This window comes from Mariniflexile litorale, assembly GCF_031128465.2.
Lineage (GTDB): Bacteria > Bacteroidota > Bacteroidia > Flavobacteriales > Flavobacteriaceae > Mariniflexile > Mariniflexile litorale.
The window spans coordinates 2,601,690-2,615,602 of the sequence record NZ_CP155618.1 but is presented as its reverse complement, the minus strand read 5'-3'; the positions used below and the strand labels follow the sequence as shown (position 1 = coordinate 2,615,602).

The 13,913-nt window shown below is 33.6% G+C and carries 8 protein-coding genes; 7 read left to right on the top strand and 1 reads right to left on the bottom strand.

The genetic code is table 11. The annotated features are described in order from the left end of the window. Nucleotides 1–60 precede the first annotated feature (60 nt). From QLS71_RS10685 to rlmB, 6 genes are all read left to right on the top strand, one after another. Nucleotides 61–3,315, top strand: a complete 3,255-nt coding sequence (locus QLS71_RS10685) for a SusC/RagA family TonB-linked outer membrane protein (protein ID WP_308992962.1) — start codon at nucleotides 61–63, stop codon at nucleotides 3,313–3,315. Between the two features lie 11 nt (nucleotides 3,316–3,326). Beyond that, the gene (locus tag QLS71_RS10680; RefSeq protein ID WP_308992961.1) at nucleotides 3,327–4,754 is read left to right on the top strand and encodes a SusD/RagB family nutrient-binding outer membrane lipoprotein; all 1,428 of its coding nucleotides are present in this window, start codon (nucleotides 3,327–3,329) and stop codon (nucleotides 4,752–4,754) included. Between the two features lie 27 nt (nucleotides 4,755–4,781). Beyond that, nucleotides 4,782–5,927, top strand: coding sequence for a hypothetical protein (locus tag QLS71_RS10675; RefSeq protein ID WP_308992960.1), 1,146 nt, complete (start codon nucleotides 4,782–4,784; stop codon nucleotides 5,925–5,927). A gap of 417 nt (nucleotides 5,928–6,344) precedes the next feature. Beyond that, on the top strand, nucleotides 6,345–9,389 hold the full coding sequence (locus tag QLS71_RS10670; protein ID WP_308992959.1) for a SusC/RagA family TonB-linked outer membrane protein: 3,045 nt from the start codon (nucleotides 6,345–6,347) through the stop codon (nucleotides 9,387–9,389). A 12-nt stretch (nucleotides 9,390–9,401) separates the two neighbouring features. Then, a complete protein-coding gene (locus QLS71_RS10665; RefSeq protein WP_308992958.1) occupies nucleotides 9,402–10,856 on the top strand; it encodes a SusD/RagB family nutrient-binding outer membrane lipoprotein in 1,455 nt (484 codons plus the stop codon). A gap of 75 nt (nucleotides 10,857–10,931) precedes the next feature. Then, on the top strand, nucleotides 10,932–11,669 hold the full coding sequence (gene rlmB / locus QLS71_RS10660) for a 23S rRNA (guanosine(2251)-2'-O)-methyltransferase RlmB (protein WP_308992957.1): 738 nt from the start codon (nucleotides 10,932–10,934) through the stop codon (nucleotides 11,667–11,669). Nucleotides 11,670–11,678: 9 nt separating this feature from the next. Here rlmB and QLS71_RS10655 read toward each other — a convergent pair whose 3' ends face one another. Then, a complete protein-coding gene (locus QLS71_RS10655; protein ID WP_308992956.1) occupies nucleotides 11,679–12,404 on the bottom strand; it encodes a rhomboid family intramembrane serine protease in 726 nt (241 codons plus the stop codon). 211 nt (nucleotides 12,405–12,615) lie between these two features. On the opposite strand from QLS71_RS10655, the gene QLS71_RS10650 reads away from it, so the two are divergent. After that, entirely contained in the window at nucleotides 12,616–13,893 is a 1,278-nt protein-coding gene (locus tag QLS71_RS10650; RefSeq protein WP_308992955.1) for a replication-associated recombination protein A, read from the top strand. Nucleotides 13,894–13,913: the final 20 nt, after the last annotated feature.

Sequence of the window (13,913 nt, the reverse complement as noted above, 5' to 3'; positions counted from 1 at the left end):
TATTGTTTTCTTAACTTTTTATTAGGATTTTTGACGTTGACTAATTCAAATAATTATAAAATGAAAACAAAGTTTAGTGGAATGCTAACGCTTTTATTAGCGTTTGTTGTGCAACTAACATTTGCACAAGAAAAGACAATTTCAGGGACAGTATCAGACGCTTCTGGCTTACCGCTCCCTGGAGCTACAGTCGTAGTGAAAGGTACATCTTCTGGAACTTCAACAGATTTCGATGGTAACTATTCAATAACAACTAACCAAGGGGCTACTCTTGTAATTAGTTTTATTGGGTATACTACTAAAGAAACAACTATTGGAACAAAAACAGTAATTAATGTTACATTAGCAGAGGATGCTGCAACTTTAGATGAAGTTGTTGTAACAGCGTTGGGTATTAAAAGAAGTAAAAAATCTTTAGGATACGCAACACAAGAAGTTGGAAATGAAGAGATTTCTACTGTTAAAGAATCTAATGTACTTAATCAACTTTCTGGTAAAGTTGCTGGACTCTCAATTCAGAGAACAAATAATCTTGGGGGATCTACCAATGTGGTTATTAGAGGACAAACCTCTTTAACAGGATCTAACCAAGCGCTATTTGTTATTGACGGTGTGCCAATTTCCAATACAAACACAAATACTGGTACTCAAGCTCAAGGAGCTACCGGTTACGATTATGGAAATCCTGTTTCGGATTTAAACCCAGATGATATTGAATCGATGAATGTTTTAAAAGGATCTGCTGCAACAGCTTTATATGGTTCTAGAGCTTCGAATGGTGTTATTGTAATTAATACTAAAAAAGGTAAAGGGTCTAGTTCCAAAGACTACTCAGTAACTATATCTTCAAATGTTAGCACCGGAAGCATAGATAGAAGTACTTTTCCTGAATTCCAAACAGGATACGGCGCTGGTTATGGCGGAAACGATTTTAATTTCACACCATCAGATTTTAATGGAGACGGCATTATTGACAACTACGCAAACGTAAACGATGATGCTTCTTACGGGCCTAAATTTGATTCTAATTTAAATTTAATCCAATGGGATGCACTATACCCACAATTAACAGATACCTATGGTGTTGCTAGCCCTTGGGAAGCGACTAAAAACGGACCTATAACCTTCTTTGAAACTCCAACGTCTTACACAAACTCTGTTTCTGTTTCAAAAAGATTTGACGGGGGGTCTTTTAGATTGTCATACTCTAACTACGATGCTACTGGCTTACTACCTAACAGCTCACAAAACAAGAACACATTCTCTTTATCTACAACAGCCCAGTTAACAGATAAATTAGAAGCAACGGGTTATGCCACTTATATAAACACGGCAACCGTAGGTAGAAACTCGACTGGATACAGCGATAATATTGTAGGTTTTATGCGCCAATGGGGACAAAACAATGTCGATTATCAAAAACAAAAAGATGCATATTTTTTAACCCGTGAAAATATCACATGGAACCCAAAGTCTCCAACAGACTTAACGCCTATATATTGGGATAATCCATATTGGACACGTTACGAAAATTATCAAAATGACGGTAGAAACAGGTTTACAGGATATGCGCAATTAAAATATGATATTGTAGAAAACCTGAGCATAACAGGGAAAGCCTCTGTAGATCAATATAGTGAAATACAAGAAGAACGAAGAGCTGTGGGATCTGTACCAACTGCCTTTGGTATAAATGAAGGAAGCGACGGTAGTTATAACAGAAACGACCAAACTTCTGGATACTTAAGAAGAAATATTAATTCTAGAGAAACAAATTTAGATGCAATATTGAACTATTCTAAAGACATTACCGATGATTTAGATTTTAGTGCATTCTTAGGTGGAAATCTTAGAAGTAATACTTTAAACATGGTAACTGCTGCAACAAACGGTGGCCTTAAAGTACCAGGAGTATATTCTCTTCAAAATTCAACCGATGCATTACCTAACCCTAAAGAGAGAGATGAAACTATAGAGGTGCAAAGTTTTTATGCTGGAGCAACCCTTGGGTATAAAAACTTCTTATTTATAGAAGGTACTTTACGTAGAGACAAAACATCCACTCTACCTGCTGCAAATAACTCATACTACTACCCAGCAGTTTCAGGATCTTACATATTTTCTCAAAACCTAGATGTTCCTGCTATCAAGTTCGGTAAGTTAAGAGCTAATTGGGCACAAATTGGAAACGCAACAGATTTCGATCAAATTAATGATACTTACACAAGTTTAACATCTTTCCAAGGAAATGCTGCTGCTGCCGTAAGTAACTCTAAGAAAAACCCAGATTTAAAACCAGAGATTTCAAGATCTTACGAAATTGGTTTAGAAATGAAGTTTTTAGAAAAAGCTAATCTTGGTTTCGATATTGCTTATTATAAAACAAATACAACAGATCAAATTGTACCTGTTTCTGTAAGTGAAACTACTGGATACTTAAGTAAGATTATAAATGCAGGGGAATTAGAAAATAAAGGTATTGAACTATCTGCTTTCACTGAATTTGATATTACTGACAATTTTAAATGGAAAGTTAACGTAAACTGGTCTAAAAATGAAAACACTGTTGTGTCTTTAGCTGAAGGATTAGACGAATTATTACTAGGTTCTTTTAGCGCTCAAGTTGTTGCAAGAATAGGTGAATCTTACGGAGCTTTAAAAGGAAGCGATTATACATATAATGAAAACGGTCAAAAAATAATAGATGAAGATGGTGTGCCAGTAGCTACTGCTTCAGATCAAATTATAGGTAATGGTAATCCTGATTGGTTAGGAGGTATAAGAAATACACTTTCTTATAAAAACTTAACATTTAGTTTCTTTATAGACGTTAGACATGGTGGAGATATGTTTTCTTTAGATCAACGTTACGGGCAAGCTACAGGAGTTTTAGCTAGTTCAGATTTTATTAACGACTTAGGAAATCCTGTAAGAAATACATTAGCTAATGGTGGTGGATTTATTTATGAAGGTGTTTTAGCAGATGGAACTCCAAATACAACCAGGTTAGACGCTAGTGGTTTTGGTAGCACAGGTTATCAAACACTTCCTTTAAGTGAGTTTGTTTATGATGCTTCTTTTGTTAAATTACGTGAAGCTAGTTTATCTTATAATTTCCCAAAAGATATTACATCTAAATTATCATTAGATAATCTATCTATAACACTTGTAGGTTCCAACTTATGGATTATCCACAAAAACATACCTGATGCAGATCCTGAAACAGGATTTGGTGCTGGTAACATCCAAGGTCTTTCCTCTGGTTCACTACCTACTACGAAGAATTACGCACTTAATGTTAAATTTCAATTTTAATACATAGAAAAATGAAAAAAAATATAATAATAGCACTTTTGGCTTTAGTCTCACTTTCTTGTACTAAAGATTTAGAAGAGCTTAACGTAAACAAAAAAGATTTCGCAGTAACAACGGATGCATCTCTTTTTACAAGCGCCCAGTATAAGTTGTTTAATCAAATGACAGAAACCAGTGTAAATGAGAATATTTTTCGTCTCATTGTTCAAAACTGGACAGAAACCACATATACCGATGAGGCAAATTATGATTTAAAAACAAGGAATATTGATGAATTTCATTGGGAAACTTTATACCGCGATGTTCTAAAAAACTTTAAAGAATCTAAAAGCTTAGTTTCAGGTCTTCCAGATGTGCAAACAAATAAAATAGCTACTATAGAACTTTATGAGATTTATACGTACTATGTTTTAGTAACGTCATTTGGAGATATTCCATACACAGAAGCATTAGACATCGATATTTTAAATCCAGTTTTTGATAAACAAGAAACGGTTTTTAATGATTTACTAGATAGATTAGATGAAAATGTAATCTCTAAATTTATAACTGATGAAGTTGGTTTTTCAACATCAGAAGATATTGTTTATAATGGAGATATTGAAAAATGGTTAAAATTCGCGAACTCTTTAAAACTTCAAATGGGCATGTTAATAGCCGATTCTGATGCTGTTAAAGCAAAAACAGTTGTTAGTGAGGCCGTAACTGCAGGTGTTTTCACTTCTGCTGATGATGATATGAAAATAGCTTTTGAATCTGCTGCACCATATACAAATCCTATTTATGCCGCATTAGTATTATCGGGTCGTGATGATTATGTTCCTACAAATACTATTGTAGATATGATGACAACATTAAACGATCCGCGTAGAGATGATTATTTCACACTCTATAACGGTGTTTACAAAGGTGGTGTTTATGGAGAACTAAACTCTTTTAGTCAATACTCACACGTGTCTGATAAAATTGGAAAAGACCCAACATTAGAAGCTCCATTAATGACTTATTTTGAAGTTGAATTTTTATTAGCAGAAGCTGTTGAAAGAAATTTTATTACAGGAACTGCAGGAACACATTACAATAATGCTGTTACAGCTTCTATTAAATATTGGGGAGGAACGGATGCTGAAGCTAGTACTTATCTAGGCCAAGGAAGCGTAGGTTATAGCAGTGCAGCTGGTAATTATAAACAAAAAATAGGTACTCAAAAATGGTTAGCGCTATATAATAGAGGTTTTGAATCTTGGACTGAATGGAGACGTTTAGACTTCCCAATATTAATAGCTCCAGCTGATGCAGAAACAACTAACAACCAGCCTCCTTACAGATTTACATATCCAACGGTTGAACTTTCATTAAATGGAACTAATTTAGCTGCTGCAAGCGCAAGTATAGGCGGAGACGAATTAGAAACAAAACTATTTTTTGATAAACTTTAATTAAGAACAGGCACAAAAATACAAATTATGAAAAAACTCAAAATATTTTTTATATTATCCCTATCTGTAATTCTTTCTTGCACCAATGATGAGGGAGAAATTGACTACGCAAATTTAGGTGCAAATATAGTATTGAACACGTCTAGCTTAAGTAATCTAGATGAAAACCATACTATGGAATTATCAATCATTACAGCAGACGATGTTACTGTAACAGGTATGACGGTAACACAAGGAGCAACAACTGTTGACGCTATCATTACTGGAGACATAGCGACCTTCAACTCTTCACTTTTAGGCACTTTAATTGGTAATGAAGAAGACGGAATAGATTTTAATGTTGTTGCAACGCTTTCTAATGGTAAACCTTATTCAAAAGACTTTAACGTAAAAATAATTAAAGCACTTTCTTTAGAAAAAGGTTTAGATGCCATTATCTACAATACGGCAGTAGCAGATACTTTAATATTTGGAGCATCTACAAAATCTGCAATAATAGATAACATCTCTTTAGAATGGAAAAAGGGTAAAGAAGGTATATATGCTCCTACCACCCCACTTGGATCGGCTTTAAATGTAGATGGTGACGAGATTATCTTTACTAATTTCACAAATGCTTCTTATGGATATAACTTAAAAGTTAAAGACACCCTTTACTATAGATTTATAGCTATAAGTGGAACTTTAACAGATTCACTTGAAACATACATGCCTATAATAAGCCAAACTTTTGAAACTAGCAATAAAGTAGTATTAAGCTCAGACCTTACTAAAAACAAACTGAATTTAGATACTGCTACTTTTTATACAGACTTGAATACGGATGCTGCTGAAATTAAATTTAAAAGTCCAACTGGATTTGAAAAAGAAGGTGCAACTGCTATTGATTTTGTAAAAGTGGGAGATTTATCTGGTGAAAGCGATTACTATAATACTGTAGATAAACTTTATTCTGAAAAAGATTTACTAGTAGCAAAAAGATTATACGATGCAGGAACTAAAGTTACAGAAGTTAGCGCTACCGCAAAGGGTGATTTATATATTTATAAAATAACCAGAGATGTAGATGTTATAGAGTACGGTATGATTAAAATCGGTGATGTCCTTACCACTAATGGCGGAACCACCTTAACAGAGATATCTATTGAATTTGGCGAAGCTCAAGTTAAATAATATCAAATACCTTAAATTATTTCTTAAAGAGGCTGGCTACAAAGACAGCCTCTTTTTTTTGGATATATTTTAATAATCACAACACTATAACCTGACTGAAATTCAATAATTACTATTCCAAAACCAAGAAAGACCACTCATAGAACAGTTTTAACATACCCCTTAATTTATTTTATTTGTTATTACCAGAAATGACCATTAAACCTGTTAAAGTCTTATTATCAAGATCATCCTTATACTTAAGGACACTGCAGGATATTAAAAATTACAATAAAAATATCGCTATAACTACAATTATTGGTCTGAAAATTTATATTTAGCTAAAAAAAAACAAAAAAGCACATTTTAACCATTATTTATTGTTTTATTAACTTTTTATTGTGATTTTTGCCATTGACTAATTCAAATAATTATAAAATGAAAACAAAGTTTAGTGGAATTCTAACGCTATTACTAGCGTTTGTCGTGCAACTAACGTTTGCACAAGAAAAGACTATTTCAGGTACTGTATCAGATGATTCTGGATTACCGCTTCCTGGAGCCACAGTCTTAGTAAAAGGCACCTCTACAGGTACTTCTACCGATTTCGATGGAAAATATTTAATAAGAGCGAATCAAGAGTCTACTCTAGTATTTAGTTTTGTTGGGTATACAACTAAAGAGATAAAAGTAGATGCATCAAACTCAATCAATGTACAGTTGAGCGAAGATGCCGCTGTCTTGGAAGAAGTGGTTATTACTGCCTTGGGTATTAGTAAAGACCCAAGTAAACTTGCTTATTCTGTTTCAAAAGTTGACACCGAAGAAGTTATAAAATCTAACGAAGCAGATTTTGTCAACGCTTTAGCTGGAAAAACTACAGGAATACAAATTAATAGTTCTTCTGCTTTAGCAGGTGGTTCTTCTAGAATTTTAATTAGAGGCGTATCTTCTTTAAATTTCGACAATTCACCATTATATGTTATTGACGGTGTACCTGTTTCGAATAGTGAAAGTTTATTTGACGCGAGAGATAGTGACCAAGCATTATTCTATGGTAGTGCTCCTGGAGGCACAATCAATATTGCTCCTGATCAAATCAAGAATATATCTATACTTAAAGGTGCTGCAGCATCTGCTCTTTATGGTTCTCGTGCTGCAAATGGTGTTATTGTTATTGAGACTCATAAAGGTCGTAATAACACTACTCCAACAGTTAATTTCAAAACAACTACAACACTAAGTACTATCATAGAACCTGAATATCAAAAGGAATATGCTCAAGGAATTGGCGGTGTATTTTATACGGGAGAACCTGGTAATCAAACATCTTTAAGTTGGGGTCCTAAAGCCTCTGAAAATGGCATACAAACTTATAATCCATATGAATTTTTTAATACAGGTACTACATTTGATAATTCTTTAAGTGTACAAGGTGGTAGTGATAAATCATCTTATTATGCCTCTGTTGGAATTTATAATCAAAAAGGTACGGTTCCCACAAATTCTTTTGACAGGTATTCATTCCTTCTGAATTCTTCTCATCAAATTACAAATAAAATTAGTATAGATAGCAAAATTAGCTATACTAATACTGAAAACGACAGACCTTTTGAAGGAAATGGAAGAACATCTATAATGAACAATCTTTCATCAACACCTATATCTTACAATTCACTTCCTGCAACCGATGAGGACGGTGCCCAAAGAGCACATACAACAAGTAGAAATAACTCATACTATTTGTTAAAAAATGCAGGTTTTCTAACCACAGGAAATAGATTTCAACCCTCTTTAGCCTTATCTTATAAAATTAAGGATTGGATACAATTGAAGGCTATTTCAAGTTTAGATTTTGATTTATATGATTCAAAATCTTATGAAAACGCTGGTCTTTTTGGCACTTACAGTAGTGGAAGAATACTTGAGACAAATAGAAAAAGTCGTGATTTCAATACTGACGTTATATTAACAATAGATAAAGATTTCAGTGAGAAAATAACTGCTGACTATTTAGTGGGTTACAATCTCTTCGACAGAAAAAATTCTACATTATATTCTGAAGGAACTTCATTTATCATCCCTAGTTTTTATGATTTGTCTAATGCTACGTCTTTACAAACTGATGAACTTACTTTAGAAAAAAGAAGTTATTCTTTCTATGCACAAGCTAATTTAGGCTATGATAATTTGTTATTCTTGACTTTAACTGGTAGAAATGACTGGTCATCTTCATTACCTTCAAATAAAAATTCATTTTTCTATTACTCAGGGAGTTTAGGTCTTGATTTAGCAAAAGTATTTCAAGTTCAAGGTGTTTTAAATCGTGCTATGCTTAGAGGTTCTTACTCTAGAGTAGGAAACGATGCTCCTGAATATGCAACCCAAACGAGCTATATTAAAGCTAATCCTGGTGATGGACAGAGAGGAAATATTAATTTCCCATTTCAAGGAGTTGGAAGTTATGTTCAAAGTGCTATTAAAGGAAACCCTGAATTAACACCAGAATTTACAAATGAATATGAAATAAGTCTTGATTTACAACTATTTAAAAATAGAGTAGGTATTGAAGCTGGTTATTACGACAGAAGAAGTGAAGATCAAATCTTTGAGGTTCCTTTAGCATCATCAACTGGATTTAATTCTATCTATAAAAATGCCGGCGCAATACAAAACAAAGGAGTTGAATTAAGTTTAAACTTAACACCTATTCAAACTGAAGATTTTAAATGGGATTTGAATTTAAATTATTCTAAAAATGAGAGTGAAGTTTTAGAATTAGCAGATGGTGTTGAATCTGTAAGACTTGCAGGTTTTACTAATCCTGGTATCTTTATAAGAAAAGGAGAATCTTATGGCGTAATTTGGACTACTTTATACAAGAGAAATGACGATGGCCAATTGTTGTTAGATGATGATGGTTATGTACAAGTCGACAATATAGGAAACGCAGGAACTGTTACACCAGACTGGACTGGAGGTTTATCTACAAGTTTTGAATACAAGGCTTTTAAATTATCAGCAGTTATGGATATGCGTGTTGGAGGTAAAATGTATAACCTTGACGAATATTATAAAACTTACTACGGTACATCAATTTTAACCGCCGATAGAGAGAAAGATGTTATAATAAATGGGGTGATAGAATCTACTGGAGCGGTAAATACCATCCCAGTTAAAAAAGATTTTACTTACTGGTCTGGTTATGCTGGCGATGAAGAATTTGTACAGAAAACTGACTATATTAAATTAAGAAACGTGACTTTTTCTTACACTGTTCCAACAGCATTTATTTCAAAAACAGGTTTTAAAGCTGTATCAATTAGTGCGTCAGGTAGAAATTTATGGATTAAATCTCACGACTCATTTACTGGATCTGATCCTGAATTAAGTTTATATGGAAGCGGAAATGGTCAAGGAATTACTAATTTTCAGATTCCATCAAACAAAAGTTATAGTTTAACACTTAACTTAACATTTTAACAAATTACAGTCATGAAAAATATAAATAAAAAAATATTTAACTTAAGTATTATACTTTTGTTAAGCATTACTACAAATAGCTGCTCTGATTATTTAGATGTAAATACAGATCCAGATTCTCCTTCTGATTCTCAAATTACCGAAGATGTTATTTTACCTGGTATTTTGGCTCAACTTTCTTACGAATTAGCAGGTGGATACCCTGCAAGAGCAGCAAGTCTTTGGACGCAACAAATTGCAAGTTCTGGAATAACAAGAGACATTTCAACTTTATATATTGATGATTCCGATACAAATAATACATGGCAATATACCATTTATACGGGCGTTTTAAAAGATGCTGCAAACATGGTTAGCAAAGCTGAAGCAAATGAGAATGAACAATATATTGGAATTGGCAAAGTCGTTCAAGCTTATACTGTTGCTATTCTAGCTGATTTTTGGGATGAAGCTCCATGGTCTGAAGCTTTTAATCCAGCAATTTTAAAACCTAAATTTGATAATCAGGAAGCATTATATACTGCTATTGATCAGCTTCTAAACGAGGCCAATACACATTTAACAAATGCTATAAATTCAGGACTTATTGTTAAGAAGGATTTGCTATATAATGGAAGTTTAACAAAATGGAAAAAGCTAGCTAATAGTCTAAGAGCTAGATATGCTTTGCGTCTTATTTATGCTAAAGGGAATGGACAAGCGGATTTGGCTTTATCATACCTATCTGATGGTTTTGCTTCTAATAGTGATGATGCTGGATTTGCATTTGAAGATAAAGAAGATGCTAATAACCCATGGGCTCAATGGGAAGATAAATGGCAGATTGTATACATAAATAAGTTTATGGTAGATTTACTTAACTCCAATTCAGATCCACGATTAGATGCTTATGCGCTTACACAAGAAGATGATTTAATAGTGGGTGCCGAAAATGGAGTAACAATACAAGTTAATTCTAAATCTTCAGTTTCTAATGTAAAAGCCGAAGGAACTTTAAGTGGTGCTGGTTATTTTATAAAAAATACGAGTAAAGTTGATATGATGACATATAGTGAGTTGTTATTTATAGCTGCTGAAGCTCATGCATTTAAAAGTGCCTTTCCAACTGCTCAAACGTTCTTAAGAAATGCAGTTAAAGCAAATTTAGAAAAAGTTGTTGCAAATGGGGCTATTATTTTAACTCCAACTGAAATTACAGATTTTACTAACACCCTAGTACTACCCGTAAATTTAGAAGATGCACAAAAAATGATTATCGAACAAAAGTATATCGCTAATTTTTTACAAATAGAAACTTACAACGACTATAGACGTACAGGATATCCTGTAATTCCTTTACCTCTTGTTACGTTTGCCGATCAAATTCCAGAAAGGTTTCCATATTCGACTGATCCATTATTAAATAATACAGATAATGTACCAGACATCGATCATGAAACAGACAAAGTTTGGTGGGATCAAAAATAAATATACTTTTTATAAATTAAAATAATCAAGACTGTCAATATTAAAATTGGCAGTCTTTTTTTATACCTTTACCCCATGGAAAACCAGACACAAATTTTTGGAATACGAGCCGCTATTGAAGCTATAAATGCAGGTGAAACTATTGATAAAGTATTTCTTCAAAAAGGGTTAAAAGGTGAGCTTTTTAGCGAATTAGAATCGCTAATTAACAGAAACTCTATAAACATATCCTATGTTCCTGTTGAAAAATTAAACAGGCTTACTAACAAAAACCATCAAGGTGTTGTTGCTCAAATTTCTCCTATAGAATTTCATGATTTAGAAACACTTGTTATGAGTGTGATGGAGTCTGGGAAAACCCCTTTGTTTTTATTGCTAGATCAGCTAAGTGATGTTCGAAATTTTGGTGCTATTATCCGTACTGCAGAATGTACTGGTGTAAATGGTATAGTCATCCAAAAAAAAGGTGGTGCTCCTGTAAATGGAGACACTATTAAAACAAGTGCAGGTGCTGTTTTTAAAATACCTATTTGTAAGGTTGACCATATTAAAGATGCTGTTTTCTATATGCAATCATCGGGCATCAAAGTTATTGCTGCTACCGAGAAAACAGATGATACGCTATATGATGTTTCTTTTACCGAACCATGTGCTATTATCATGGGATCGGAAGATAGAGGTATTAACCCGTCCATTTTAAAAGTAGTTGATGCAAAAGCTAAACTACCTATACTCGGTGAAATTGAATCTTTAAATGTATCGGTAGCTTGCGGTGCTTTTTTATATGAAGTGGTAAGACAAAGACTTTCTTAAATTTTTTAACTATTTCTTGTTTTCTTTGAAAGTATAATTAACAATTGGTTGCTCCTCCTCTACTTCTTGATTTAGGTTTTCAATAAAATTACCATTTTCATCAAAATGTTTTAAAAACGGATCTTCCGCTTCGTTATAATCGGTTTGCTCCCAAACATATCTTTCAGGTTTTTCTATAACTTTTCTAAAAGTTAATGCAAACAGTAACCCTGTAACTAACCCGGATAAGTGACCTTCCCACGAAATGCCTTCTTCCAATGGTAATACATACCAAATCATACTTCCATACATGAAAATTACTAATAATGATAAGGCAATAAGTCGATAATGTTTTGCGAAAACACCTTTAAAAAATATAAAGCTTACCAAAACGTATATTAATCCACTGGCTCCTATGTGGTAGGAAGGTCTGCCAATGTACCAAGTTAAAAAACCTGAAATTAAAATTCCGAAAAATAAAACTTTCCAAGCTATTCGCCTATAAAAATAAAATAAAGCCATTGACAATACAAACAACGGAATGGTGTTATGATATAAATGCTGTACACTCCCATGAATAAAAGGACTCAATAAAACACCACGTAATCCTTTTAGGGTTTGTGGATAAATACCTAACTTACTAAAGTTGAAACCAAAACGAACTTCCACCCAAAATACCAACCAAATAGTAAGCACAAAAAAAATAGGGTATGCTATAACACCTGTTGAAAATTTAAAATGGTCTTGGTCATTCATGAAATTAAAGATAGCAAATAGTTAACCAAGTTTAAAGTTTGTGCTAAAATGGCAGAAGTACACCACGTGAGGGGTTGAAGCGGCATCCTTTTTGAGGCACGAAAAAAAGATATAGCGTAAAACCCGACCCCGTTTTTACGGGGACACGCCAAAAAAAAACTTAATAGCATAGAGATTCCTTTTTGAAAAAGAATTGTTTTAATTTTACATTATGAATGAACCTTTAGCAGAACGATTACGCCCAAAAACCTTAGACGACTATGTAAGCCAAACACATTTAGTTGGTAAAAACGGTGTATTAACGCAACATATAAAGCAGGGATTAATTCCGTCGATGATTTTATGGGGACCTCCTGGAACAGGGAAAACAACCTTGGCAAATATTATTGCTACCAAATCTGGTAGACCGTTTTACACCTTAAGTGCTATAAATTCTGGCGTTAAAGATATTAGAGACGTGATAGATAAGGCAAAGCAAAGCGGTGGTTTATTTACTACTAAAAATCCTATTTTGTTTATTGACGAAATACATAGATTTAGCAAATCGCAACAAGATTCATTATTACAAGCCGTTGAAAAAGGTTGGATTACTTTAATTGGAGCTACTACCGAAAATCCAAGTTTTGAGGTGATTCCTGCACTTTTATCGCGTTGCCAAGTTTATATTTTAAATGCTTTTGATAAAAACGATTTAGAAACACTTTTAAAACGTGCTATTGAAAATGATGAATCCTTATCTAAAAAGAAAATAAACTTACAGGAAACGAATGCCCTTTTAAGACTGTCTGGTGGTGATGCCAGAAAACTATTGAACATTTTTGAACTGATCGTAAATTCAGAAAATGCCGATACGATTGAAATTACAGACGAGAGTGTGCTTCAAAAAATTCAGAACAACACGGTTCGTTACGACAAAACAGGCGAGCAACATTACGATATTATTTCGGCATTTATAAAATCCATTCGTGGTAGCGACCCTAACGCCGCTGTGTATTGGTTAGCCCGTATGATTGAAGGTGGTGAAGACGTAAAATTTATAGCCCGAAGGTTACTCATTTCAGCAAGCGAAGATATTGGAAACGCCAATCCTACTGCTTTGGTTATTGCCAACAATACATTTCAAGCGGTTACAACTATTGGATACCCAGAATCTAGAATTCTGCTTAGCCAATGTGCTACTTATTTAGCCTGTTCACCTAAAAGTAATACCGCTTATACGGCTATTAATAAAGCACAACAGTTGGTAAGAGAAACAGGGGATTTATCGGTGCCAATAGACATTCGAAATGCGCCTACAAAACTCATGAAAGAACTGGGTTATGGTGAAAATTACCAATACGCACATAACTATGAAAACAACTTTGCAAACCAGGAGTTTTTGCCTGATACCGTAAAAAACACCAAACTTTACGAACCTGGAAATAACGCACGTGAAAACGCACATCGAGAATTCTTAAAACAACGTTGGAAAGAAAAGTATGGGTATTAGGCCTTAGGCAAACGAAGGTA

Excerpts from the sequence above, each read along its gene's own strand:
- QLS71_RS10685 (WP_308992962.1), top strand. The coding sequence starts at position 61 with ATGAAAACAAAGTTTAGTGGAATGCTAACGCTTTTATTAGCGTTTGTT.
- QLS71_RS10680 (WP_308992961.1), top strand. The coding sequence starts at position 3,327 with ATGAAAAAAAATATAATAATAGCACTTTTGGCTTTAGTCTCACTTTCT.
- QLS71_RS10675 (WP_308992960.1), top strand. The coding sequence starts at position 4,782 with ATGAAAAAACTCAAAATATTTTTTATATTATCCCTATCTGTAATTCTT.
- QLS71_RS10670 (WP_308992959.1), top strand. The coding sequence starts at position 6,345 with ATGAAAACAAAGTTTAGTGGAATTCTAACGCTATTACTAGCGTTTGTC.
- QLS71_RS10665 (WP_308992958.1), top strand. The coding sequence starts at position 9,402 with ATGAAAAATATAAATAAAAAAATATTTAACTTAAGTATTATACTTTTG.
- rlmB (WP_308992957.1), top strand. The coding sequence starts at position 10,932 with ATGGAAAACCAGACACAAATTTTTGGAATACGAGCCGCTATTGAAGCT.
- QLS71_RS10655 (WP_308992956.1), bottom strand. The coding sequence starts at position 12,404 with ATGAATGACCAAGACCATTTTAAATTTTCAACAGGTGTTATAGCATAC.
- QLS71_RS10650 (WP_308992955.1), top strand. The coding sequence starts at position 12,616 with ATGAATGAACCTTTAGCAGAACGATTACGCCCAAAAACCTTAGACGAC.